The organism is Pseudomonas sp. p1(2021b) (assembly GCF_020151015.1).
Classification (GTDB): Bacteria; Pseudomonadota; Gammaproteobacteria; order Pseudomonadales; family Pseudomonadaceae; genus Aquipseudomonas; species Aquipseudomonas putida_K.
In genome coordinates this window covers 5,112,245-5,137,102 of record NZ_CP083746.1, presented here as the reverse complement: position 1 = coordinate 5,137,102, position 24,858 = coordinate 5,112,245, and the positions used below count along the sequence as shown (strand labels likewise).

Genomic DNA, 24,858 nt, shown 5'->3' with positions numbered 1-24,858 from the left:
TGCCCGATGAGGTCCCCTATGCCCAACCGTCTCCCTGTCACCGTGCTGTCCGGCTTCCTGGGCGCCGGCAAGAGCACCTTGCTCAACCATGTACTGCGCAATCGCGAAAACCTGCGGGTGGCCGTGATCGTCAATGACATGAGCGAAATCAACATCGACGCCAGCGAGGTACAGCGCAACGTCAGCCTCAACCGGGCGCAGGAGAAGCTGGTGGAAATGAGCAATGGCTGCATCTGCTGCACCTTGCGCGAGGATTTGCTCGAGGAAGTGGCGAAGCTGGCGCGGGAAGGGCGTTTCGACTACCTGTTGATCGAGTCCACCGGTATCTCCGAACCCCTCCCGGTGGCCGAAACGTTCACCTTCCGTGACGAGCAGGGGCGCAGCCTGTCCGACATGGCGCGCCTGGATACCATGGTCACGGTCGTCGATGGCCTCAACTTCCTGCGTGACTACCAGGCTGCCGACAGCCTGGCCAGCCGCGGCGAAACCCTGGGCGAGGACGATGAGCGCTCGATCACCGACCTGCTGGTCGAACAGGTGGAATTCGCCGATGTGCTGCTGCTCAGCAAGATCGACCTGATCAGCCAGCATGAACGCGAAGAGCTGATGGCGATCCTGCGCAGCCTCAATGCCCGGGCGCAGATCATCCCCATGGTCATGGGCCAGGTGCCTCTGGAGCGCATCCTCGACACCGGCCTGTTCGACTTCGAACAGGCGGCCCAGGCCCCTGGCTGGCTACAGGAATTGCGTGGCGAGCACGTGCCGGAAACCGAGGAATACGGGATTGCAGCCACCACTTGGCAAGCTCGTCGGCCTTTTCACCCTGAGCGCTTCCACGATTTTATCCACAGCGAGTGGACCAATGGCCGCTTGCTGCGTTCGAAGGGGTTCTTCTGGCTGGCCAGCAAGTTCCAGGAGGCGGGCAGCTGGTCCCAGGCCGGTGGCATGATGCGCCATGGCATGGCAGGACGCTGGTGGCGCTTCGTTCCACGAGAGCATTGGCCCCAAGACGAGGACAGTACTGCTGCGATCCTCAAGCATTGGACCGTCGAAAGTGGGGATTGCCGGCAAGAGCTGGTATTTATCGGGCAAAACGTCGACTTCAAGCAGTTATCCACAGAACTGGAAGCGTGTTTGTTGACCGACGAGGAAATGGCCTTGGGCGAAATGGCCTGGCTGCGTTTCAACGACCCCTTCGGGCCTTGGTATGAAGAAGTTGCCTGAGCCTGTGGATATCCAGGCCGCTTGACGGGCTTGATCGAAGGGGCATAGTGGGGCGACCGCTTTTTCCAGGCCCTTTTCCATGTTGCAGAATATCCCTACCCACGTGATAGCAGGCCCATTGGGCGCGGGCAAGACCAGCCTGATACGTCAGCTGTTGGCCCAGCGCCCTCCGAATGAACGATGGGCGGTCCTGGTCAACGAATTCGGCTTGGTGGGCCTGGATGCGGCGCTTCTGAGCCGTGACAACGAAGGTATTGCCATTGGTGAAGTCGCCGGTGGCTGCCTGTGTTGTGTCAATGGCATGCCGTTCCAGGTCGGCCTGGGGCGTTTGCTGCGCAAGGCCAGGCCCGACCGCTTGTTCATCGAACCGTCCGGGCTTGGCCACCCGATGCAGTTGCTTGGCCAGCTCCGGCAGGCCCCGTGGTCAGGTGTGCTGGCGGTGCAACCGCTGCTGATGGTCCTGGATACCCAGACCTTGGCACGTGGCGAGCCATTGCCGGAAGCACAGCAGACGGCCTTGGCGGCAGCTGGAGTGCTGGTCTTCAACAAATCGGCGTCTGTGGATGAACAGAACCGCCTGTTGATAAGTGCTCGACTGCCCGATTTGCCAGCCTATTGGACAGAGCATGGGGCGTTTGCGTTGGATCATCTACCCAGCAGCGCGCCTGCATCGACAGAATCTGTGGATAAACCACCTGTGGATGAACCTGCGCCCGCCTTGAACGTGCTTTGGCCCGATCCACGCCAACCTGTCTGTCTCGCTCAGGCCGGGGAGGGGGGATGGAGCGTTGGTTGGCGCTGGCACCCTACGCAGCGTTTCGACTCGGGCCGCTTGGAGCGGTTTCTGCAAGCCTGGCGGTGGCGACGGGCCAAAGGTGTTATCCACAGCGCGATTGGCTGGCAGTCGTTCAACGCCCTCAACGGCGATGAACTGAGCTGGCAGCCGAGCGAATGGCGCAAGGACACGCGCCTGGAACTGATCTTCGACCAGCCCCAGCCGCTGGAAACCTTGAAGGCCGCCTTGGCTGCCTGCTGCCTGGATGATTGATCAGTTATGCCAGCGGTTGTGTTCCTGGCGCCACTGCTGCATCTCGATGACGTTGTCCGACCTGGGTGGCGTCTTGATCTCGAACGGGTAGGGTGCCAGTTCGATCTGCAGGGTGTGGGCGCCGAATTGGGTGACGGTACCCGGATGGCGTTGCTCGCCGGTGACGGTGAATTCGAACCCATAGATACGAGCCAGGCGCTTGCGCCCGTTGGCGTCGCGCACGAATCCGATGCGCTTGAGCGCGACGTTATCGTCGAGCAACTCGAGGTCGAGCTTGGCGCAATGCTGCTTGACCCGCGCGAGCGCCTTCTCGCGTAGCCCGTGGTTGTGCCATAACCAGGCGCCGGCGGCGGCTATCACCATCAGGACGAACAGGTTCTCCAAGGTCAACATTTGCTTATGCTCCAAACAGGTCGGTCCAGCTTAACTGTGTCCCTGGCCTGTCGTACAGGTGGCAATCAGGTACATACTGCGCGCCGCATACTTTTGAAACAGCTTTGGAAAATTCGCATGAAACGTACACCGCATCTGCTTGCCATCCAGTCCCACGTGGTCTTCGGCCATGCCGGAAACAGCGCGGCGGTGTTCCCCATGCAACGGGTCGGCGTGAATGTCTGGCCACTCAATACCGTGCAATTCTCCAACCATACACAGTATGGCCAGTGGGCCGGCGAAGTGCTTGCTCCTGCGCAAATTCCTGCGTTGGTGGAAGGCATTTCCAACATCGGCGAGCTGGGCCACTGCGACGCGGTGTTGTCCGGATACTTGGGCAGTGCCGAACAAGGGCGTGCGATCCTGGCGGGTGTGCAGCGGATCAAGGCGGTGAACCCCAGGGCGCTGTACCTGTGCGACCCGGTCATGGGCCATGCGGAAAAAGGCTGCATCGTCCCGGAGGAGGTGAGCGAGTTCCTGCTCGATGAGGCCGCTTCGGTGGCGGACATCCTCTGCCCGAACCAGCTCGAGCTGGACAGCTTCTGTGGCCGTAGGGCCCAGTCTCTTGAAGATTGCGTGGCCATGGCCCGAGGCCTGCTCGAACGTGGCCCGAAGGTGGTGCTGGTCAAGCACTTGGCCTACCCGGGGCGTGCCGAGGACAGTTTCGAGATGCTACTGGTCACGGGCGAAGGTTGCTGGCATTTGCAGCGTCCGCTGTTGGCGTTCCCGCGTCAGCCGGTGGGCGTGGGCGACCTGACCTCTGGGCTATTCCTGGCCCGCGTGCTGCTGGGTGACAGCTGGGTACAGGCGTTCGAGTTCACTGCGGCCGCGGTGCACGAGGTGTTGCTGGAGACCCAGGCCTGCGCCAGCTACGAGCTGCAGCTGATCCGGGCCCAGGATCGCATTGCCCATCCCCGTGTGCGCTTTCAAGCGCAGCGTTTAGTGGTCGGTAACGCTTGAGGCTGACGAGACCCCTGTAGGAGCGGGCTCGTCCCGCGATTAATCCGGGCCCGATATCACCGTCGCCTGGCAAGGGCTTCGCCCTTGATCGCGGGACAAGCCCGCTCCTACAAGGGCCCGGAATGCATTCAAAGCCTTTGGGTAACGGTTAGATCGAGTCGGTCTTGAGGTTCTGGTAGCGCTGCTCCAGCTCCTGGCGGATCTGCCGGCGTTGCTGGCCCTGCAGGAAGCGGCGTTTTTCTTCGCTGGTTTGTGGCTGGCGAGGTGGTACCTGCACTGGTCGGCGGTTGTCGTCGACCGCGACCATGGTGAAGAAGCAACTGTTGGAGTGGCGTACGGAGCGCTCGCGGATATTCTCGGTCACCACCTTGATGCCCACTTCCATCGAGGTATTGCCGGTGTAGTTGACCGAGGCGAGGAAGGTCACCAGTTCACCGACATGCACGGGCTCGCGGAAGATCACCTGGTCTACCGACAACGTCACCACGTAAGTGCCGGCATAGCGGCTGGCGCAGGCGTAGGCGACTTCATCGAGGTACTTGAGCAGGGTGCCGCCATGTACGTTGCCCGAAAAATTGGCCATGTCCGGGGTCATCAGGACAGTCATCGTCAACTGGGCGTTTCCAGGTTCCATAGTGTGCTCACGGGTTGGTTGCGCTGAAACGGGGCGGGTATCTGCAGACACTTCTGTTTCCCCTCAATGTGGTTTCACATCCTGGTACGGGACGTCGGCCGAAGCGCCATCGTCACGCGAATCATGCCATCGCTGGCGACGAAATCGCCGATCTGTTTCTTCATATTGCATCGGCTTTCCGCACACAGGCGCGATGTTAACCTGAGCGAGCCCATGCAACTTGGGCTTTCCTGCATTGAAACAGTATGTACTTGCTGCTCGCTCGGGTTTGCCTCGGCAGAGGAGCGGTCTGCCCCGGCAACGAGAAAAGGAGTCCCTCGCCATGCATGCCATCAGCTTCATTCAGGACCTGGCCGTGATCATGCTGGTGGCCGGGGTGGTCACCATTCTTTTCCACCGTTTCAAGCAGCCTGTCGTGCTGGGCTACATCGTCGCTGGCTTCATCATCGGCCCGCACACACCGCCTTTCGGCCTGATCCATGATGAAGACACCATCAAGACCCTGGCTGAACTCGGGGTGATTTTCCTGATGTTCTGCCTGGGCCTGGAATTCAGCTTGCGCAAGCTGTTCAAGGTCGGCGCCACCGCGTTCATCGCGGCCTTCCTGGAAATCGTCCTGATGATCTGGATCGGTTTCGAGATCGGCCGCTGGTTTGGCTGGAACACCATGGACTCACTGTTCCTGGGCGCGATCCTGGCTATTTCCTCGACCACCATCATCGTCAAGGCGCTCAACGACCTGAAGATGAAGCACGAGCGCTTCGCCCAATTGATCTTCGGTGTGCTGATCGTGGAGGACATCCTTGGCATCGGCATCATTGCCCTGCTTTCAGGCATCGCGGTCAGCGGCACGGTCAGTTCGGGCGAGGTGTTCTCCACGGTGGGCAAGCTTTCCCTGTTCATGATCGTCGCGCTGGTTATCGGCATACTGCTGGTGCCGCGGCTGCTGGCCTATGTGGCGAAGTTCGAAAGCAACGAGATGCTGCTGATCACCGTGCTGGGTCTGTGCTTCGGCTTTTGCCTGTTGGTGGTCAAGCTCGAGTACAGCATGGTCCTGGGGGCGTTCCTGATCGGTGCGATCATGGCCGAATCCCGGCAGCTGCTTAAGATCGAGCGCCTGATCGAACCGGTACGTGACCTGTTCAGTGCCATCTTCTTCGTGGCCATCGGCCTGATGATCGACCCGCGCGTGCTGGTCGACTACGCCTGGCCGATCGCGGTGATCACCGTGGCGGTGGTGCTGGGCAAGATGCTGTCGTGCGGCATGGGGGCCTTTATCGCCGGCAACGACGGGAGGACCTCATTGCGGGTGGGGATGGGTCTTTCTCAGATCGGCGAATTCTCCTTCATCATCGCGGCCCTGGGCATGACTTTGCAGGTCACCAGTGACTTCCTTTACCCGGTAGCGGTGGCTGTCTCGGCCATTACGACGCTACTCACGCCCTACCTGATTCGCGCCGCCGACCCCTTGTCGCTGAAGCTCGGCAAGGTGGTGCCCGCTCGGTTGGCGCGGGTATTGTCGTTGTACGGTGAATGGCTGCGCAGCATCCAGCCTCATGGGGAAGGCGCCATGGTGGCCGCAATGATCCGGCGCATCCTGTTGCAGGTGGGTGTGAACCTGGCGTTGGTGATCGCGATCTTCTTCAGTGGCGGTTATTTCGCTGAGCGTATCGGCACCTGGCTCATGGAGTGGGTCGGTGATATCAGCCGGCAGAAGGCGTTGATCTGGGGCGCCGCGCTGTTGTTGTCGCTGCCGTTCCTGATTGCTGCCTACCGCAAGCTCAAGGCGCTTTCGATGTTGCTCGCCGAACTGGGCGTAAAGCCTGAGATGGCCGGGCGGCATACCCAGCGTGTGAGACGAGTGATTGCCGAGGTGATTCCGTTGTTGTCGCTGTTGGTGATCTTCCTGCTGCTGTCCGCGCTTTCGGCGAGCATTCTGCCAACCAACGAGCTCTTGTTGGTGATCGCAGTGGTAGCAGCGGTGGTGGTGGCTTTGCTATGGCGTTGGTTCATCCGGGTTCATTCCCGCATGCAGATCGCGCTGCTGGAAACGCTGGACAACAATCGTGACCAAACCCATTGAGGGGGAGGGCTTTCTGCGCTTGATTTGATCGAAGTCCGAGGGGATGGAGCGGTAGCGACGCGGCCAAGCGCAGAAAGCCAGGCGATTCTACGTGGAGTGGTGGCTAAGAGCCATGCTTGGCATGTAGGCAAAGCCTACAAAGATTGTAGGCTTTTGCTGGCCCTGTGCAGCGCAGGTGTCAGCTTTCCAGCCAGACATCCCTGGCCCAATGCCAGACAGACTCCCAGTTGTCTTCGGCGATGGCTTCTTCATCGCCATCCCACAGGACCACGGTACCGTCTTCCTCGACACAGTAGTAGTTGTCGCCATCCTGGCACAGGGGGATCAGGTCTCGGGGCACGCCCGCATCCCAGGCGTTCGCGGCAACGTCAGGCAGGTACGTGTGTGACTGCGGATCGGTGACGGTGACAGGTTCCAGGCTGCCATAGACCACGTCGCTGACGGTCAGCAGAAATTCCTTGAACACGAAGGGAATATTGATGAACAGCTGCTCTTCGATCTCTACCAGCAAGTCCTCGTCTGGCAGCTCCAGCGGTACGGGGACTGGCTCATTGGCTTCCCGGAGTTGTTCGATCACTTCTTCCACGGCTTACATCCTCTGACCTTGATGACAACGCTGCGCGTTATACCCTAGTAGGCCAGTCTGCCAAAAGCAAAAACCCCGGGCAGGGGCGGAAACAAAAAGCTTGGGGCCGCTTTGCGGCCCTATCGCGGGACAAGCCCGCTCCTACAGGTCGGTATTGCACCGTTCTTGTAGGAGCGGGCTTGTCCCGCGATAGGGCTGCAAGGCAGCCCCAATGCATGCCAGAAGAATCAGCCGTTCTGGCGGATACCCGCGAGCAGCCAAGGCTGGTTTTCGCCCTGTGCACGCTCCATGTGCCAGCTTTCGCTGAACGCTTCGCCCTGGTCGAAGCGCGAGGTCTTCGAGACACCATGGAAGGTCAGGGTCGCGATGGTCTTGTCGGCGCGGTCGTCGACGCCTTCGAGCTGCACATCGAGGTTGTCGATGTAGGTGGACTGGAAGCCGTCACCCAGGTCGGCACGTTCGCGCTTGAGGAACTCGAGCATCTGCGGGGTGACGAACTCGGCGATCTTGTCCATCTCGTTGGCATCCCAATGCTGCTGCAGCGACATGAAGTGGCTGCGTGCGGCGCTCAGGAAGTTCTGCTCGTTGAACCAGGCCGGTGCGTTGATCACCGGTGTGGCGGCAGGCGCCGCGGCGCCACCGAAGACCGACGGTTGGGCTGGCTGGGCATGGCTTTCACGCTGGTAGGGTGCGTGGCCAGCGGCAGCGTGCTGCGGCTGCTGCTGGCGACGACGCGCGGCGATGAAGCGGAACACCAGGAAGGCGATCAGGCCCATGATCAGGAAGTCGAGGATCTGCATGCCCTGGAAGCCGTCGCCCATGAACATGGAGGCCAGCAGGCCGCCCGCGGCGATACCGGCCAATGGGCCCAGCCAGCGCGAAGCACCGCTGGCGGCGGCCGGAGCACGGCCAGGAGCGGTCGGCGCGGCGGCCGGCGTGGTTGGCGTAGCCTGGCGGGTCTGGTGGATAGGCGCGGAGCCCGAGCTCTTGCCGCCGCCGAAACGCTTGGCGTTGGCGTCCAGGCTCAGCGTCAGGCCGACGCACAGCGCCAGTACGATGCTAAGAAAACGTTGCATAGATGGGATTTCCCCTGTGGGTGGATTGCACGCGCGTCATGTTGCACAGGTTGTTGTGCACATGACCAGCGCCATAATGTTTCCATCTTTTGCCTGATGGGCCTGTACCCAAGCCCATTCAGTGCATAGGACCTTTCGTCAGCGGACGAAAGAAAAGTCTACAAGCAGCTGGAAGCCTTGCGTCTGGTATCAGATCGCTTCCAGTTTGGCGTAACCCAGCATCAGCCACTTGCTGCCCTCGGCGAAGTTGACCTGCACCCGTGCCTGGGCACCCGAGCCTTCGAAATTGAGAATCACGCCCTCACCAAACACCGAATGTTGCACCCGCTGGCCCAAGGTGAAGGCCGTTTGTGGAATGCTGGCGTTGGCGAACAGGCTGCTCGAGCTGCTCTGGTTACCGCCGAAGGGGCGGCTGACGCTATTGGACAGGCGCACTTCCTGTACCAGCCCTGCCGGAATTTCCCGTACGAAACGCGACACCTTGTTATAGGTTTCGCTGCCATACAGGCGACGGGTTTCGGCGTAGGTCATGATCAGCTGGCGCATGGCCCGGGTGATGCCCACGTAAGCCAGGCGACGTTCCTCTTCCAGGCGGCCTGGCTCTTCCAGGCTCATCTTGTGAGGGAACAGGCCTTCTTCCATGCCCACCAGGAACACATAGGGGAACTCCAGGCCCTTGGCGCTGTGCAGGGTCATCAACTGCACGCTGTCTTCGTGTTCGTCCGCCTGGGCATCGCCGGCTTCCAGGGAAGCATGGCCGAGGAAGGCCGACAGCGGCGAAAGGTCGGCGTCATCTTCGCTGGTCTCGAAGTTGCGCGCGGCGCTGACCAGTTCCTCGAGGTTTTCTACCCGTGCCTGGCCTTTTTCGCCTTTTTCTTCCTGGTGATAGATGATCAGGCCGGACTGTTCGATGACGGTCTGGGTCATCAGGTGCAGCGGCATGTCCAGGGTCTTGGCGGCCAGGTTCTCCATCAATTCGATGAAGGCGCCCAGGGCGCTTGCCGCACGGCCTTTCAAGGCCTTGGCGGCGAGCAGTTGGCACATGGCCTCCCACATCGACAGCTGGCTGTGACGGGCGTGGTCACGGATGGCTTCGACGGTTTTCTCGCCGATGCCACGTGGCGGCACGTTGATCACCCGCTCGAGGGCGGCATCGTTGCCGCGACCCTCGAGCAGGCGCAGGTAGGCCATGGCGTTCTTGATTTCGGCGCGTTCGAAGAAGCGTTGGCCGCCGTAGATGCGATAGGGAATACGCTCGCGCAGCAGGGCTTCTTCCAATACCCGCGACTGGGCGTTGGAGCGATACAGGATGGCGATGTCGCCGCGCGCATTGCCTTGCCTGATCAGGCTCTCGATGGTTTCGACTACATAGCGCGCTTCGTCATGCTCGTTGTAGGCGGCGTACAACGTAAGCGGCTCGCCTTCGCCCATGTCGGTCCACAGTTCCTTGCCCAGGCGGCCACTGTTGTTGGCGATCAAGGCGTTGGCCGCCTTGAGGATGCCACTGGTGGACCGGTAGTTCTGCTCCAGGCGGATCAGCTCGGCATCCGGGAAGTCGGCGGTGTACTGGTGGATATTCTCGATCTTGGCTCCGCGCCAGCCATAGATGGACTGGTCGTCGTCGCCCACGGCCATCAGGCTGCCGCCGTTCTGGCCCGCCAGTAGGCGCAGCCAGGCGTACTGCACGGCGTTGGTGTCCTGGAACTCGTCCACCAGCAGGTGGCGGAAGCGCCGCTGGTAATGTTCGAGCAGCCCGGGATGGTCGCGCCACAGGTCCAGCGCGCGCAGGAGTAACTCCGAAAAGTCGATGACCCCTGCACGTTCGCAGGCCTGTTCGTAGGCCTCGTAGATACTGCGCATGGTGCCTAGGAACAGGTCGCCGCCGGCCTGGATATGCTGGGGGCGCAGGCCTTCGTCCTTCTGCCCGTTGATGAACCATTGGGCCTGGCGCGCCGGCCAGCGTTGCTCGTCGAGGCCAAGCTCGCGGATCACCCGCTTGACCAGGCGCTGCTGGTCGTCGCTGTCGAGAATCTGGAAGTTCTGCACCAGGCGCGCTTCCTGCCAATGCGCACGCAACAGGCGGTGGGCAAGGCCGTGGAAGGTCCCGACCCACATGCCCGCCGGGTTGATGCCCAGCAGCTGCTCGATCCGCTGGCGCATTTCGGCGGCAGCCTTGTTGGTGAACGTCACCGACAGGATCGAATGCGGCGAAGCCTGCTCGACCTGGATCAGCCAGGCGATGCGGTGCACCAGCACGCGGGTTTTACCGGAGCCGGCGCCCGCAAGCACCAGCTGACGCCCAAGCGTGGCCGCGACGGCCTGGCGTTGGGCATCATTGAGGGAATTCAACAGGAGGGAGAGGTCGTCTGTGTGCATCCGGCCATTCTAGGGCCAAGCCGGTTAAGGGACAAACACCTACTGTATGAATATTCACCTTCTGGTGTTGTCGCTCATCGGGTCGTTCATGACGCCCGGTCGCCGGTTGGGCTTCGATACCACTGGTTGCCATGCCTGGCCAGCAAGCTGTTGGCCTGCTCTGGCCCGTTGCTTCCGGCAGCGTAGTGGCGAGGAGGCTGGAAGTGCTCCTCCCAGCCCTTGAGGATCGGGTCGATCCAGGCCCAGGCGGCTTCCACTTCGTCGCGTCGCATGAACAGCGTCGAGTCCCCTTCGAGCACGTCCAGCAACAAACGCTCGTAGGCGTCCCAGCGGCGGGTCTGGCCGAACACCTGAGCCAGGTTCAGGTCCAGCTCGACCGGCGCCAGGCGCATGCCTTTGCCCGGGCTCTTGGTCATCATGCGCAGGCTGATGCGCTCCTCGGGCTGCAGCTGGATCAGCAGCTGGTTGACCTGGCCGCCGTTGAACAGCTCGTGTGGCACCGGTTTGAATTGGATGACGATCTGCGATGAGCGCCGCGCCATGCGCTTGCCGGTACGCAGGTAGAAGGGCACGCCGGCCCAGCGCCAGTTGTCGATATGCGCGTGCACGGCGACGAAGGTCTCGGTGTCGCTGTCGTTGTCCACATCCTTTTCGAAGTAGTAGGCCGGCACTTCCTGGCCGCCGATGTGTCCGGCGCCATACTGGCCTCGCACGGTCTTGTCCTGCACGTCCTGGCCGGTTATCGGCTTGAGCGCCCGCAGGATCTTCACCTTTTCATCACGCACCGCTTCGGCGTCGAACTGCGCCGGTGGCTCCATGGCCACCAGGCACAACAGCTGCAACAGGTGGTTCTGCAGCATGTCGCGGGTCGCTCCCGCGCGGTCGTAGTAGGCGCCGCGGTTCTCCACGCCCAGGGTTTCGCACACGCTGATCTGTACATGGTCGACCTGGCTATTGCGCCAAACCGGCTCCAGCAGGGCATTGGCAAAACGCAGTGCCATGAGGTTCTGGACCGTTTCCTTGCCTAGGTAGTGGTCGATGCGAAACACCTGGGTCTCGTCGAATACCGCACCAATGGCTTCGTTGATCGCCGTGGCCGACTCCAGCGAGTGGCCGATGGGCTTCTCCAGCACGATGCGTGCTTCGCTGTCGGCAAGGCCGGCGATGCGCAGGTGGTTGGCGATGGGCACGAACAGGTTGGGTGCGGTAGCCAGGTAGTAGATACGGGCCAGCCCTCCAGGCTCGCCCAGGTAGCGCGCAAGGCGCACGAAATCGGCGCTTTGCAGGGCATCCATGGCGAAGTAGTCCAGGCGGGCACAGAAGCGCCGCCAGACATCTTCCTCGAAGTCGTTGCGGGCGATCTGGGCCCGACAGTTACGTTCGGCGAGCTTGAGATACTCGTCCCGTGGCAGGTTGCGCCGGGCCAGGGCGATGATCCTCACGGCGTTGTGCAGGCGGCCCTCGCGATACAGGTGATAGAGCGCCGGCAGCAGTTTGTGCAGGGCCAGGTCGCCCGTACCACCGAATACCAGGATGTCGCAAGGAATAGTCAAAACCACCACTCTCCACGTTCGTTTAGCTGGGCGGGTCGCGGGTCTTGTAGTATAACTACAAGAAAGCTACATCCCGGCCAGCCGATCATAACCGAGTCCAGCCTGTGAATCTGTTGCAACATATCGCCCAATCGCGCCATTTGCTGCGCAAATCGGAACTGAAAGTGGCCGACCATGTGCTGCTCGATCCGGCTGCCGTCATGCACAGCTCCATGGCCGACCTGGCTTACAGCGTGGGGATCAGCGAGCCGACCATCGTACGTTTTTGCCGGGCGATCGGCTGTTCGGGCTTTCAGGACCTCAAGCTCAAGCTGGCGCAGAGCCTGGCCGCGGGCGCCAGTTTTGGGCAGTTCGCGATCCACGAGGACGACTCGGTCGCTGACTACAGCCTGAAGATCTTCGATACCACACTACATACCTTGATGGAGGTGCGCGAACACCTCAATCCCCAGGCCCTGCAACAGGCGGTAACCGCCATGGCCCAGGCCCAGCGCGTGGAGTTCTATGGCTTTGGTGCATCCGGCGCGGTGGCGGCCGATGCCCAGCACAAGTTCTTCCGCTTGCTGCTCAGCGCCGCGGCCTATTCCGACCCACACATGCAGGCCATGTCTGCGGTGACGCTCAAGCCTGGCGATGTGGCCGTGTGCATTTCCCAATCGGGCCGCTCCAAGGACCTGCTGATCACGGCCAACCTGGTGCGTGAAAGCGGGGCCAACCTGATCACCCTGTGCCCGAGCCAGACGCCGTTGGCCGAGTTGTCCACTGTCAACCTGGCCATCGATGTGCATGAAGATACCGAGATCTATACCCCGCTGACCTCGCGTATCGCTCACCTGGTAGTGATCGACGTGCTGGCGATGGGCGTGGCCATGGCCCGCGGGCCGAGCCTGGTCAACCACCTCAAGAGCGTCAAGCGCAGCCTGCGCAGCCTGCGGCTGTCGCCCAAGTCGATCAAGGCTACCGACGACTGATCGCTAGCTTGAACCGGCTTTTTCGCGGGTAAACCCGCTCCCACAGGCCCTGTGAAAGATAATCCAGCCCTTCGGGCCATGCAGGCTCTGTGGGAGATCACCCAGCCCTTTGGGCTGCGCTGTCGCGCAGAGAACAAGTGGCTAGCGCCGCCTTCTTCTGTAGGAGCGGGCTTGTCAAATCAATGAGTTATGCGTTGTTCTATGAGAGCGGGTTTACCCGCGAAAAGGCGGTATAGGCAATGAAAATTCACGATTCTGTCACCAAACCAGCGCAAAATCGTAAACCCAAAAGGCCAGTCTGAAACTCCCGCATCCTTTCTGGGAGACAGGCAATGGCACGTGATCATGACGGTTCGTACCAACCCAGCGCCAAGGCTCGCAAGCAGCAGGAAAAGGACCAGCGCCGCATGGAGTTCCGCCGCGCGATCGAAAGCTACTGCGACCAGCGCCAACTGCTTCGCGAGATCACCGATTACCCTGATCTGCAGGACATCACGGTATGGCAGGTATCGGCGGCATCTTCCCCGAAAATCGCTCCACAAGCCCGCTGATCTTCGCCCGTTCATTGCGGATGAACGCCAGGAACGCCAACGCCACCGGCGACTGACGCTTGGCCTTGGACTGCACCACGCACCAGCTGCGATACAGGGGTAGTTCTTCGACCGGCAACTCCTTCAACACGCCGGTGGCCAGCTCCATGTTCACCGCGTGGCGAGTCAGCAGGGCGACGCCCAGGCCTGCGATCACGCACTCGCGCTGGGCGTCGGCGGAGGCGACTTCCAGGGTCTGGGTGAAATGCACACGCTTGTCCTTGAAGTATTCTTCGCAGGCCTTGCGCGTGCCCGAGCCCTGCTCGCGTACCAGCAGCGTGTGAGGTTCCAGGTCCTGCAGGCGGAGTTTTTCCAGCTTGCACAGCGGATGGTCCGGCGGTGCCACGGCAACGATGGGGTTGTTGAGGAACGGCATGAATTCCAGGCCCATGTCCTGGGGCACCATCGACATGATGATCAGGTCGTCGCGGTTGTCCGAGAGGCGCCGGATCGCCTGGGCGCGGTTGACCACCGTCAGGGTCAGGTTGACCTCCGGGTGGCGCTGCTTGAACGCGGCGAACAGGTGCGGGACGAAGTACTTGGCGCTGGATTCGATCGCCAGCTTGAGTTGCCCCTGCAGCGAGCCCTGCATGTCCGACAGCTGCATGTCGAGGTTTTCCAGGCGACCGAAGATGTCCCGGCTGGCACGTTGCAGGGCTTCGGCCGCCTCGGTGAGGTACAGCTTCTTGCCGACATATTCGAACAACGGCTGGCCCACCAGCTCTTCGAGCTGGCGGATCTGTAGACTTACGGCGGGTTGCGTCAATGCCATCTCTTCGGCTGCCCGGCTGTAGGAGCGCAGGTCACACACCTCATTGAAAATCTGCAGCTGCCTTAAAGTCATGCGCATCAATGACTTACGCATTCTTTCCTCACTTTCCGCAAAACCCTGTTACGGCACTATAAGCTTTTGCTAATGCCGACCCTAACAAATATTGATTTTTGTTTATCAACCTACAGCGCTAGGGTGAATGTGCGACTGGCCAGCAGCGTCTGGTCACGCCGACCGGCAGTACCGGCTCGTGTGTTCCATCGGCTTTGGGAAGACTCCAGTGATAAAAAAAATCCTGATCGCCAACCGGGGTGAAATCGCAGTTCGGATCGTGCGTGCGTGCGCCGAGATGGGCATTCGCTCCGTGGCGATCTATTCCGACGCCGACCGTCATGCCTTGCACGTCAAGCGCGCCGACGAGGCCTACAGCATCGGTGCCGAGCCCTTGGCCGGCTACCTGAACCCGCGCAAGCTGGTGAACCTCGCTGTGGAGACCGGCTGCGACGCCTTGCACCCAGGTTACGGTTTCCTTTCGGAAAATGCTGAGCTGGCGGAAATCTGCGCCGAGCGTGGCATCAAGTTCATCGGGCCGGCCGCTGATGTCATTCGCCGCATGGGCGACAAGACCGAAGCGCGTCGTACCATGATCCAGGCCGGTGTCCCGGTCACCCCGGGTACCGAAGGCAACGTCGCCGATATCCACGAGGCCCTGGCCGAGGGCGACCGCATCGGTTACCCGGTAATGCTCAAGGCTACGTCCGGTGGCGGCGGCCGTGGTATCCGTCGCTGCAACAGCCGCGAGGAACTGGAGCAGGCCTTCCCCCGCGTGATTTCCGAAGCGACCAAGGCGTTCGGTTCGGCGGAAGTGTTCCTGGAGAAGTGCATCGTCAACCCCAAGCACATCGAGGCGCAGATCCTGGGTGACAGCTTCGGCAACGTGGTGCACTTGTTCGAGCGCGACTGCTCGATCCAGCGCCGCAACCAGAAGCTCATCGAGATCGCTCCAAGCCCTCAGCTGACCCCGGAGCAGCGTGCCTACATCGGCGACCTGGCCGTGCGCGCAGCCAAGGCAGTGAACTACGAGAACGCCGGTACCGTGGAGTTCCTGCTCGCCGATGGCGAGGTGTACTTCATGGAGATGAACACCCGTGTGCAGGTGGAACACACCATCACCGAAGAAATCACCGGCATCGACATCGTTCGCGAACAGATCCGCATCGCCTCGGGCTTGCCCCTGTCGGTCAAGCAGGAAGACATCCAGCATCGCGGCTATGCATTGCAGTTCCGTATCAACGCCGAAGACCCGAAGAACAACTTCCTGCCCAGCTTCGGCAAGATCACCCGTTACTACGCGCCCGGCGGCCCAGGCGTGCGTACCGATACCGCGATTTACACCGGCTACACCATCCCGCCGTTCTACGACTCCATGTGCCTGAAACTGGTGGTCTGGGCGCTGACCTGGGAAGAAGCCATGGACCGCGGCCTGCGGGCCCTGGACGACATGCGCGTGCAAGGCGTCAAGACTACCGCCGCGTATTACCAGGAGATCCTGCGCAATCCGGAATTCCGTAGCGGCCAGTTCAACACCAGCTTCGTGGAAAGCCACCCGGAACTGACCAATTACTCGATCAAGCGCAAACCCGAAGAGCTGGCCCTGGCCATCGCCGCCGCCATTGCTGCACACGCAGGCCTGTGAGGAACCGAATAATGTCCAAGAAAATCTTTGTCACCGACACAATCCTGCGCGACGCCCACCAGTCCCTGCTGGCCACCCGCATGCGCACCGAAGACATGCTGCCGATCTGCGACAAGCTCGACAAGGTCGGCTACTGGTCGCTGGAAGTCTGGGGCGGCGCCACTTTCGATGCCTGCGTGCGCTTCCTCAAGGAAGACCCATGGGAACGCCTGCGCAAGCTGCGCGCCGCACTGCCCAACACCCGCCTGCAGATGCTGCTGCGCGGCCAGAACCTGCTGGGCTACCGCCACTACAGCGACGACGTGGTCAAGGCCTTCGTCGCCAAGGCCGCGGTCAATGGCATCGACGTGTTCCGTATCTTCGACGCCATGAACGACGTGCGTAACCTGCGCGTGGCCATCGAGGCGGTCAAGGCCGCTGGCAAGCACGCCCAGGGCACCATCGCCTACACCACCAGCCCCGTGCACACCATCGATGCCTTCGTGGCCCAGGCCAAGCAGATGGAAGCCATGGGTTGCGACTCGGTGGCGATCAAGGACATGGCCGGCCTGTTGACCCCTTACGCCACCGGTGAGCTGGTCAAGGCGCTGAAGGCCGAGCAGTCGCTGCCGGTATTCATCCATTCCCACGACACCGCCGGCCTGGCCGCCATGTGCCAGCTCAAGGCCGTGGAAAACGGTGCCGACCACATCGACACCGCTATCTCCAGCTTCGCCTGGGGTACCAGCCACCCGGGCACCGAGTCGATGGTCGCCGCCCTCAAGGGCACCGAGTTCGACACCGGCCTGGACCTGGAGCTGCTGCAGGAAATCGGCCTGTACTTCTATGCCGTACGCAAGAAGTACCACCAGTTCGAAAGCGAGTTCACCGCCGTGGATACTCGCGTGCAGGTCAACCAGGTCCCGGGCGGCATGATTTCCAACCTGGCCAACCAGCTCAAGGAGCAGGGCGCGCTCAACCGCATGAACGAAGTGCTGGCGGAAATTCCGCGGGTGCGCGAAGACCTCGGCTTCCCGCCGCTGGTCACTCCGACCTCGCAGATCGTCGGTACCCAGGCGTTCTTCAACGTGCTCGCTGGCGAGCGCTACAAGACCATCACCAACGAGGTGAAGCTGTACTTGCAAGGTGGCTATGGCAAGGCGCCGGGTGTGGTCAACGAGCAGCTTCGCCGCCAGGCGATCGGTAGCGAAGAGGTGATCGACGTGCGCCCGGCCGACTTGCTCAAGCCGGAGATGGCCAAGCTGCGTGCCGAGATCGGCAACCTGGCCCGCTGCGAGGAAGATGTGCTGACCTTCGCCATGTTCCCGGATATCGGCCGCAAATTCCTCGAGGAGCGTGAAGCCGGCACCTTGGTGCCTGAAGCCCTGCTGCCGATTCCAGAAGCGGGCGCTGTGGCCGGCCCGGGCGGCGAAGGTGTGCCGACCGAGTTCGTCATCGACGTGCACGGCGAGACCTACCGCGTCGACATCACCGGCGTGGGTGTCAAGGCCGAGGGCAAGCGCCACTTCTACCTGTCCATCGACGGCATGCCGGAAGAGGTGGTCTTCGAGCCACTGAACGAGTTCGTCAGCGGTGGCGGCAGCAAGCGCAAGCAGGCCAGCGGCCCAGGCCACGTAAGCACCACCATGCCGGGCAACATCGTCGATGTGCTGGTCAAGGAAGGTGACACGGTCAAGGCCGGTCAGCCGGTGCTGATCACCGAAGCCATGAAGATGGAGACCGAGGTCCAGGCGCCGATCGCCGGCAAGGTCACCGCCATCCACGTGGCCAAGGGCGATCGTGTCACGCCGGGCGAGATCCTGATCGAGATCGAAGGCTGATCGAAGCCTTCGACGACAAGCGGTTTACCTCATGGGGAGCGATATGCTCCCCTTTTTTTGTGCTGCCTTTTGTACGCAATCGCGGGGCAAGCCCGCTCCCACAGGCTGGACTGCTCCCGGTACCACTTTCTTGGGGCCGTCGACCTTGTGGGAGCGGGCTTGTCCCGCGATTGCGTCAGCTCTGGCGACTCAGCCCGTGCGGCAAGCCTCCAACGTCTTCAATTGCCCACCAGGCCGCTGGTTCTCCTCGCTCAACCAGCGCTCGAACCCCGCTGCCACCGCCGGCCATTCCTCGTCGGTAATCGAATACCAGGCGGTATCGCGATTGTGGTCCTTGACCACCATGTGATTGCGGAACACCCCTTCGAAGACGAAGCCGAAACGCTCGGCTGCACGCTTGGAGCGGGCGTTGGCATTGTTGCATTTCCATTCCAGGCGACGGTTGCCCAGGGCGAAGCCGAGCTTGCCCAGCAGGTAGACCGCCTCGGTACCTTTCGGTGTGCGCTGCATGGCAGCGCCGAAGGCGATATGGCCGATCTCGATGCGGCCATGGTCGGGAACGATGGACATCAGGCTGAGGATGCCCTGCACCTGGCCGTTGGCACGGTCGATGACGCTGTAGAACAGCGGGTCGTGGCCCGCGGCGTTGCCTTCCAGCCAGCGATCGAAGGCGCTGCGTTCACCGAAGGGGCCATAGGGCAGGTAATCCCACAGGGCAGGATCGGACCCAGGGCCTTGCAATGCCGCCCACAGGTCGTCGCCGTGGCGCGCCGGGTCGAGTTTCTCCAGGCGGATGAAACGGCCTTCGATGGGCTCGGCCTTGGGTGTTGCGGCGGGCTTGAAGTTCAGTGCGTCGCGCATGGTCGGCCTACAGTGGTTTACGGAATTGGATGAAACCTGGGCGTTCGGCGACCTGTTCGTACAGGCTGATCGCGGTGGCGTTGGTTTCGTGGGTCAGCCAGTGCACCTTGATGCAGCCGGCGGCCTTGGCGGTGGCATAGACATGCTCGATCAGTTGCCGGCCGATACCCAGGCCGCGCTGCTGGCCGTCCACGTACAGATCCTGCAGGTAGCACGAATTTTCGATGCTCCAGTTGGACCGATGATAGATCCAGTTGACCATCCCTACCGCTTTGCCATCGACCCACGCCAGGGCCGCATGGGTAGGCTCGTTCGGGTCGAGCAGGCGTTGCCAGGTGCTGGCGCTGACGGCTTCCGGCAGTTCGGTTTCATAGAACCGCAGGTAGGCCTGCCACAGGGCGAGCCAGGCAGCGTGGTCGGTGGCGCTTACTGGGCGCAGGATGATTTCGGACATGGCGGTTTTCCTTTCCTTCAGAGTGAATGCATGTGTGCGGCAAGCTGGTTGTCCAGGTGATCTGCGCTGGCGGCCAGGCCTTCGCGTACGCCTCGGATATCCTCGGCCGAGCGGTTCTGGCTGAGCTTGCGCGCGCCTTGCAGGCGGGTGATGGGCACGCGAATGCCGACGATGGCGCGAAGCATGCCGTCTATGTAGTCGCGCGGGGCATCGCTCACTTTCCAAGGCTCGGCGCGCCCTTGTTCGTGACGATCGCTCAGGCGGCTGACAAGCTCGAGCAGGCGAGGGGCGTCGTGGAACACCTCGACCGGGCCGTAGGCATGGACGGCCAGGTAGTTCCATGTCGGCACCACCTTGTGGTGCTCGGCCTTGCTCGGGTAGTAGGACGGGCTGACGTAGGCATCGGCGCCGGCGAATACCAACAAAGCTTCACCGCCCTGGGCCAGGGCCTGCCATTGAGGGTTGGACCGGGCCAGGTGGGCATAGACGGTCCCATATTGGCCTTCATGGGGCGTGAGCAAAACCGGCAGGTGGGTCGCCAGCAGGCCTTGTTCACCATGGCTGACCAGTACGGCGAGGCGGGTGTCGAGCATCTGCTGGTGCAGGCGCTCGAGGTCGTGTTCCTGGTGGGGCTTGGCGTTGTACATGGCGTAGTCCTTGTTCGATGGCTCCATCCTAGGCAGGCTATTGGTACCAGGTAAGAGCCAATAGCAGCTATTTCGATAGGTCCAATACCATGCATGAACGCCCCTTTGCGTTGCCCTTCGACCCAGCCGGTATCGTGCTGGACCGCCGCCGTGGGCTCAGCCAACAGCTCTACCAGGCGCTGCGGGCAAGGGTATTGGATGGTCGCCTGGGCAGTGGTACGCGTCTGCCGGCGACGCGTGACCTGGCTGCGATGCTGTCGCTTTCCCGCAACAGCGTGGTGCGTGCCTACGACCAGCTATACGCCGAAGGCTATATCGAAAGCCGGGTCGGCGATGGCACCTATGTCAGCCAGCTTCCGAAACTATCCACACAACTGTCCACAGGGTTATCCCGGGGTTTATCAACAGGTTTATCCACAATTTGCGTATCTGATACTGAGGATTTATCCAGCTCAGGTCGCTCGGGAAGCGCCATGGAGCGCCTGAAAACCCATCATCTTCCGCCGCCACGTACAGGCGCGCCGCGCGCATTTCGCGTTGGAGTTCCGGCGTTCGACCTGTTTCCTTTCCAGCTCTGGGCCAAGCTGCAAGCGGGTTTCTGGCGAAAACCGGATGCCGCACTGCTGGGCTATGGCGACCCTGCGGGCGAACCGCTGCTCAGGGGGCTCATCGCCGCCTATCTGCGTCGCTCGCGCGGGCTTGTTTGCACGGCTGAACAAATTGTGATCACCAGTGGTGCGCAAGAAGCCATAAGCCTTTGTGCACAGTTGTTGTTGCAGCCGGGCGACGAGGTAGCTGTGGAAAACCCTGGATACCGCGCGGCAGGTCATACCTTTGCCTTGGCCGGAGCCTGCGTGCGAGGCGTACCTGTGGATGAGGAAGGCCTGGACTGCGAACGCCTGGTGCAATTGGCCGACTGCCGGCTGGCCTACGTCACACCGGCGCACCAGTACCCCACCGGTGTCACCATGAGCCTGGCCAGGCGGCTGTCGCTGCTGGACTGGGCCGAGCAGCGCAACGGTTGGGTGATCGAGGATGACTACGATGGCGAGTACCGCTACAGCGGCGCGCCCCTGGCGCCCCTGGCTGCCCTGGACCGGCAGGGGCGGGTTCTATATGTCGGTACCTTTGGCAAGATCGCCTTTCCTGCCCTGCGCCTGGGTTACCTGGTACTTCCCCAGCGGCTGGTGCAGCCTTTCAGCCAGGGGCGAGCACTGGCGGTGCGGCATTCGGAGATAGGTAACCAGCACGTCATGGCGCAGTTCATGGCCCAAGGGCATTTCCAGCGGCACATCCGACGCATGCGCAAGGCAGCGCTGGCACGGCGTAATGTGCTCAAGGCGGGTTGGCCTACCGGTGTGCCCGGATTGGGCGATATGCCAGAGGTGGCGGCGGGGCTGCATGTGCGTGTGGCTGTGGATAACTATGCGAGAGAGCAGGAACTGGTGGCGTTGGCGGAGGCGGTTGGCGTGGAGGTCAATCCCCTGAGCAGCTACTGGCTCGAGGACAGCGAGGTGCCTGTGGATAAGCGGGCGGGGCTGGTGCTGGGGTTTGCGGCGGTGCCGGAGGCCCAGATTGCGGATGCGTTGATGCGGGTGCGCAAGGCATGGAAAACATGAGCGCCCGAAATCGCCGGCAAGCCGGCTCCCACAGGTTTGGCGATGTCTCTACAAACAGCGCAGAACAGGTGGGGGCCGGCTTGCCGGCGATCGGGCGTCAGGTCAGGTCCCGGACTTGATCCGTGTCCAGGCGCGGGTCCGTGCCCGCTCGGCGTCGCGCTGCAAGGGCTTCAAGGTATACAGCTTGGCCATCGCCTCGGCAGTCGGGTACAGGTTGGGGTTGTTGCGGATCGCCGGGCTGACCTTGTCGGTGGCGTCCTTGTTCGGGTTGGGGTAGCCGACGAAGTCGCTGATCGGTGCGATCACTTCCGGCCTCAGCAAGTAATTGATGAAGGCATGGGCGTCTTCCGGGTTGGCGGCATTCTTCGGAATGGCCAGCATGTCGAACCAGATCGGCGCGCCTTCCTTGGGCAGGCGCATGTCCACCACCACGCCGTTCTTGGCGTCGCGCGCGCGGTTGGCCGCCTGCGAAAAGCTGCCCGAATAGCCCACGGCCACGCAGATATCGCCGTTGGCGATGTCCGCCATGTACTTGGAGGAGTGGAAGTAGGTGATATGCGGGCGGATCTTGAGCATCAGCGCTTCGGCTTTCTTGTAGTCGGCCGGCTTCTCGCTGTTGGGCGGCAGCCCAAGGTACCGCAGGGCCAGCGGCAGGATCTCCGACGGCGAGTCGAGCAAGGCCACGCCGCACTGCTTGAGCTTGGCGATGTTCTCTTCCTTGAAGATCAGGTCCCAGCTATCCACCGGGGCATTGTCGCCCAGCGCGGCTTTGACCTTGTCTGGGTTGAAGCCGATCAGCACGGTGCCGTACATGTAGGGCACGGCATGCTTGTTACCGGGGTCGTTGGCCTCGATCAGCTTCATCAGCGCCGGGTCCAGGTGCTGCCAGTTGGGCAACTTGCTGCGATCCAGTGGCTGGAACACCCCGGCCTCGATCTGCTTGGCCAGGAACACGTTCGACGGGACCACCACGTCATAGCCGGAGTTGCCCGTGAGCAGCTTGGCTTCCAGGGCTTCGTTGGTGTCGAAGATGTCGTAGATCAGCTTGACGCCGCTGTCCTGCTGAAAGTCCGTCAGGGTTTGCGGCGTGATGTAGTCGAACCAGTTGTACACCCGCAGGGTGCGCTGTTCGGCTTGGGCCGGCAGGGCGCCGGCCAAAAGGCCGGCGGCGATGAGCGGGGCGAGCAGACGCGTGAGACGGGCCATGGTCAGGCTCCTGGCTGGGTGCGCTGGAAGCCTTCCAGCACGTTGACGGCATTGATACCGATTTCTTCCACAGCGTAGCCGCCTTCCATCACGAAGAGGGTCGGCTTGCCCAGGCGACCGATGCGTTCGCCCATGGCCAGGTAGTCGGGGCTGTCGAGCTTGAACTGGGAAATCGGGTCGTCCTTGAAGGTGTCCACACCCAGGGAAACCACCACCACGTCCGGAGCGTAGGCGGCGATGCGCTGGCAGGCGTCTTCCAGCGCCTGGCTCCAGGCTGCCCAGTCACTGCCGGCGGGCAGGGGGTAGTTGATGTTGCAGCCTTCCCCGGCGCCTTCACCGGTTTCGTCGGCATAGCCGAGGAAGAACGGGAATTCGTCCTGGGGGTCGCCGTGGATCGAGGCGAAGAACACGTCGCCGCGCTGGTAGAAGATGTCCTGGGTGCCGTTGCCATGGTGGTAATCGACGTCCAGGATAGCGACCTTGCGGTGGCCTTGGTCGAGGAATGCCTGGGTCGCGATGGCGGCGTTGTTCAGGTAGCAATAACCGCCCATGACCTCGGCGGCGGCGTGGTGCCCTGGTGGGCGGCACAGGGCGAAGGCCGAGTGTGCGCCTTGCTGGATCGCCGCTTGGGCGGTAAGGGCAACCTGGGCTGCGCTGTAGGCGGCTTGCCAGGTACCGGCGGTGATCGGTGCGCCGGCATCGAAGCTGTAGTAGCCCAGCTCGCCGTGCAGGCCGGTCGGCTTGACCTTGCGCAGTGTACGCGCCGGCCAGGTGAACGGCAGCAGGTCGCCTTCCTGGCCCAGTTCGGCCCAGCGTGCCCAGGCGCCTTCGAAGAAGTCCAGGTAGTCGGCGCCATGCACCCGCAGCAGCGGGGCGCGGCCGAAGTCGCGCGGGCCTTCGATGGGGCCGAGGTTGCGCTTCTTCACCTGGTCCAGGACATGGTCGGCGCGCGAAGGCATCTCGAAGCAGGGCATCAGCTTGCCGTCGATCAGCTCGCAGCGGCCGTGGTGCAGGCGGTGGTCATCGGAATAGATCGTCAGCACGTTGTTGTTCTCCGGTTTTTACTGGCGTGCCTCATTGTGTGAGGGGGCGTGGTCGGGGAGAACGACGGAAACGGCCAAAAGGGGATCGATGTGGCCAAAGCTGGTGTGTGCGGTTTTTCAAGGCTCAATCGCCGGCAAGCCGACTCCCACCTGTTCTGCACTGTACCTGTGGGAGGCGGCTTGCCGGCGATTGGCTCAATGCAGTCAGCCGCGAAAATGACTGGGCGCGACGCCGCTCCAGCGTTGGAAGGCATGTCGGAAACTCGCCGTCTCGCTGAACCCCAGGGTTTCGGCGATGCGATAGATCGGCATCTGGTCCTCGGCCAGCAACTGCTTGGCCCTTTCGAAACGCAGTTCGTCGAGCAGCTGTTGATAACTGCACCCCAATGCCTGCAGGTGCCGCCGCAAGGTGCGCGACGAGCAGTTCATCTGCCGGGCCAGGCCTTCGAGCCCCGGCGCTGCGTCCAGCTGCTGCATCAGCAAGTGGCGAATGCGCCCCAGCCAGGCCTGGCGCCCGGTGAATTCCAGGTTGAGCTGCCGGCAGCGTTCGGCCATGGCCTTGTGGGTGATGGGATCGGCCAAGGGCAGGGGCATGTCCAGCCAGCGGCGTTCGAAGGCGAACGCATTGTCGTTGGCTTCGAAACCCAGTGGGCATTGGAAGGCATCGGCATAGAGCGCATGGTAACCGGGCCGGGAATACTCGAAGCGTGCCGCCAGCAGCGGCAGGGGCTTGCCCAGCAAGTCATCGCAGATGACCTTCAAGGAAACCAGGCAGAACTCCACGTTGAAGGCCGCCAGGTCCGGGCTGTCCCGGTAGTCGCTGGCGCTGAACCAGACCCGCTGGCCGTCATCCACCAAGCGCAGCTGGAAGGCCGTGCCCAACAACGCCGGGTAGCGCAGTGCCAGGCGCAGGGCGTCACCCAAAGTGGCACTGGAGAGCAGGGCGTAACCGAGCATCCCGTAGCACGACACATGCATGCGCCGGCCCAGCTCCAGGCCGATCTCCTCGCGCAATGCCACGGCGTTGGCGCATACCTGCAATTCCTGCTGGGTGGTGATGCGCGCATCGGCATGGCCCAGGTCCGCCAGCGCGATGCCGCTGCCGGCCAGCAACCGCGAGGCATCGCAGCCTTCTTCCTGGAAGACCTTGAGAATCAGCGAAACCGCGTTGAGGGTGGTGAGGTGGCTGTGCAGCATGCTCGGTATC

At 62.2% G+C, this 24,858-nt stretch carries 22 protein-coding genes; 9 read left to right on the top strand and 13 right to left on the bottom strand.

From position 1 onward, the window contains the following. Window positions 1-18: 18 nt before the first annotated feature. The gene (gene zigA, locus K8374_RS23860) at window positions 19-1,224 is read left to right on the top strand and encodes a zinc metallochaperone GTPase ZigA (RefSeq protein ID WP_224457459.1); all 1,206 of its coding nucleotides are present in this window, start codon (window positions 19-21) and stop codon (window positions 1,222-1,224) included. Window positions 1,225-1,303: 79 nt separating this feature from the next. Beyond that, on the top strand, window positions 1,304-2,272 hold the full coding sequence (locus K8374_RS23855) for a CobW family GTP-binding protein (protein ID WP_224457458.1): 969 nt from the start codon (window positions 1,304-1,306) through the stop codon (window positions 2,270-2,272). Here the strand turns inward: K8374_RS23855 and K8374_RS23850 are convergent, their stop codons facing one another. Further along, on the bottom strand, window positions 2,273-2,665 hold the full coding sequence (locus tag K8374_RS23850) for a DUF3301 domain-containing protein (RefSeq protein ID WP_224457457.1): 393 nt from the start codon (window positions 2,663-2,665) through the stop codon (window positions 2,273-2,275). Window positions 2,666-2,782: 117 nt separating this feature from the next. Here K8374_RS23850 and pdxY point away from each other — a divergent pair, with 117 nt between their 5' ends. Continuing rightward, window positions 2,783-3,664, top strand: coding sequence for a pyridoxal kinase PdxY (gene pdxY, locus K8374_RS23845; RefSeq protein ID WP_224457456.1), 882 nt, complete (start codon window positions 2,783-2,785; stop codon window positions 3,662-3,664). A gap of 148 nt (window positions 3,665-3,812) precedes the next feature. Here the strand turns inward: pdxY and K8374_RS23840 are convergent, their stop codons facing one another. Next, window positions 3,813-4,298 (bottom strand): acyl-CoA thioesterase, encoded by a 486-nt coding sequence (locus tag K8374_RS23840; protein ID WP_084855288.1) that lies wholly within the window; start codon window positions 4,296-4,298, stop codon window positions 3,813-3,815. 322 nt (window positions 4,299-4,620) lie between these two features. Here K8374_RS23840 and K8374_RS23835 point away from each other — a divergent pair, with 322 nt between their 5' ends. Continuing rightward, window positions 4,621-6,381 carry a cation:proton antiporter gene (locus K8374_RS23835; RefSeq protein WP_224457455.1) on the top strand — a complete coding sequence of 587 codons (1,761 nt, stop codon included), beginning with the start codon at window positions 4,621-4,623 and terminating at the stop codon, window positions 6,379-6,381. A gap of 178 nt (window positions 6,382-6,559) precedes the next feature. Here K8374_RS23835 and K8374_RS23830 read toward each other — a convergent pair whose 3' ends face one another. The 4 genes from K8374_RS23830 to zwf all read right to left on the bottom strand — a co-directional run bounded on the left by K8374_RS23830 (window position 6,560) and on the right by zwf (window position 11,972). Further along, a complete protein-coding gene (locus K8374_RS23830; protein WP_084855290.1) occupies window positions 6,560-6,967 on the bottom strand; it encodes an SMI1/KNR4 family protein in 408 nt (135 codons plus the stop codon). A gap of 227 nt (window positions 6,968-7,194) precedes the next feature. Next, on the bottom strand, window positions 7,195-8,043 hold the full coding sequence (locus K8374_RS23825) for a Tim44 domain-containing protein (protein WP_224457454.1): 849 nt from the start codon (window positions 8,041-8,043) through the stop codon (window positions 7,195-7,197). Between the two features lie 189 nt (window positions 8,044-8,232). Further along, the gene (uvrD, locus tag K8374_RS23820; RefSeq protein WP_224457453.1) at window positions 8,233-10,419 is read right to left on the bottom strand and encodes a DNA helicase II; all 2,187 of its coding nucleotides are present in this window, start codon (window positions 10,417-10,419) and stop codon (window positions 8,233-8,235) included. 86 nt (window positions 10,420-10,505) lie between these two features. Further along, window positions 10,506-11,972: a glucose-6-phosphate dehydrogenase gene (gene zwf, locus K8374_RS23815; RefSeq protein WP_224457452.1), complete on the bottom strand. Its 1,467-nt coding sequence runs from the start codon at window positions 11,970-11,972 to the stop codon at window positions 10,506-10,508. Between the two features lie 104 nt (window positions 11,973-12,076). Here zwf and hexR point away from each other — a divergent pair, with 104 nt between their 5' ends. Both hexR and K8374_RS23805 read left to right on the top strand, forming a co-directional pair. After that, window positions 12,077-12,943, top strand: a complete 867-nt coding sequence (gene hexR / locus K8374_RS23810) for a transcriptional regulator HexR (RefSeq protein WP_224457451.1) — start codon at window positions 12,077-12,079, stop codon at window positions 12,941-12,943. Window positions 12,944-13,275: 332 nt separating this feature from the next. Next, window positions 13,276-13,494 (top strand): PA3496 family putative envelope integrity protein, encoded by a 219-nt coding sequence (locus tag K8374_RS23805; protein ID WP_084855293.1) that lies wholly within the window; start codon window positions 13,276-13,278, stop codon window positions 13,492-13,494. Here K8374_RS23805 and K8374_RS23800 read toward each other — a convergent pair. Further along, window positions 13,436-14,398 (bottom strand): LysR family transcriptional regulator, encoded by a 963-nt coding sequence (locus K8374_RS23800; RefSeq protein WP_084855294.1) that lies wholly within the window; start codon window positions 14,396-14,398, stop codon window positions 13,436-13,438. The two genes, K8374_RS23805 and K8374_RS23800, sit on opposite strands and share 59 nt — an antisense overlap. 187 nt (window positions 14,399-14,585) lie before the next feature. Here K8374_RS23800 and K8374_RS23795 point away from each other — a divergent pair, with 187 nt between their 5' ends. Next, window positions 14,586-16,001 carry an acetyl-CoA carboxylase biotin carboxylase subunit gene (locus tag K8374_RS23795; protein WP_070093419.1) on the top strand — a complete coding sequence of 472 codons (1,416 nt, stop codon included), beginning with the start codon at window positions 14,586-14,588 and terminating at the stop codon, window positions 15,999-16,001. A gap of 11 nt (window positions 16,002-16,012) precedes the next feature. Continuing rightward, window positions 16,013-17,821, top strand: coding sequence for a sodium-extruding oxaloacetate decarboxylase subunit alpha (gene oadA / locus K8374_RS23790; protein WP_084855295.1), 1,809 nt, complete (start codon window positions 16,013-16,015; stop codon window positions 17,819-17,821). A gap of 189 nt (window positions 17,822-18,010) precedes the next feature. Here the strand turns inward: oadA and K8374_RS23785 are convergent, their stop codons facing one another. From K8374_RS23785 to K8374_RS23775, 3 genes are read right to left on the bottom strand one after another with little or no spacing between them, the layout of a single operon-like run. Then, window positions 18,011-18,682: a GNAT family N-acetyltransferase gene (locus tag K8374_RS23785; protein WP_224457450.1), complete on the bottom strand. Its 672-nt coding sequence runs from the start codon at window positions 18,680-18,682 to the stop codon at window positions 18,011-18,013. 7 nt (window positions 18,683-18,689) lie between these two features. Then, entirely contained in the window at window positions 18,690-19,136 is a 447-nt protein-coding gene (locus K8374_RS23780) for a GNAT family N-acetyltransferase (protein ID WP_224457449.1), read from the bottom strand. 17 nt (window positions 19,137-19,153) lie between these two features. Further along, window positions 19,154-19,783 carry an FMN-binding negative transcriptional regulator gene (locus tag K8374_RS23775; protein WP_224457448.1) on the bottom strand — a complete coding sequence of 210 codons (630 nt, stop codon included), beginning with the start codon at window positions 19,781-19,783 and terminating at the stop codon, window positions 19,154-19,156. An 89-nt stretch (window positions 19,784-19,872) separates the two neighbouring features. Here K8374_RS23775 and K8374_RS23770 point away from each other — a divergent pair, with 89 nt between their 5' ends. Beyond that, on the top strand, window positions 19,873-21,402 hold the full coding sequence (locus K8374_RS23770; RefSeq protein ID WP_224457447.1) for a PLP-dependent aminotransferase family protein: 1,530 nt from the start codon (window positions 19,873-19,875) through the stop codon (window positions 21,400-21,402). A 102-nt stretch (window positions 21,403-21,504) separates the two neighbouring features. Here the strand turns inward: K8374_RS23770 and K8374_RS23765 are convergent, their stop codons facing one another. The 3 genes from K8374_RS23765 to K8374_RS23755 form a co-directional block, all read right to left on the bottom strand. Next, complete coding sequence (locus K8374_RS23765) at window positions 21,505-22,608, bottom strand: polyamine ABC transporter substrate-binding protein (protein ID WP_224457446.1); 1,104 nt, start codon at window positions 22,606-22,608, stop codon at window positions 21,505-21,507. Window positions 22,609-22,610: 2 nt separating this feature from the next. Next, on the bottom strand, window positions 22,611-23,651 hold the full coding sequence (locus K8374_RS23760) for a histone deacetylase family protein (RefSeq protein WP_224457445.1): 1,041 nt from the start codon (window positions 23,649-23,651) through the stop codon (window positions 22,611-22,613). A 204-nt stretch (window positions 23,652-23,855) separates the two neighbouring features. Beyond that, on the bottom strand, window positions 23,856-24,848 hold the full coding sequence (locus K8374_RS23755; protein WP_224457444.1) for an AraC family transcriptional regulator: 993 nt from the start codon (window positions 24,846-24,848) through the stop codon (window positions 23,856-23,858). Window positions 24,849-24,858: the final 10 nt, after the last annotated feature.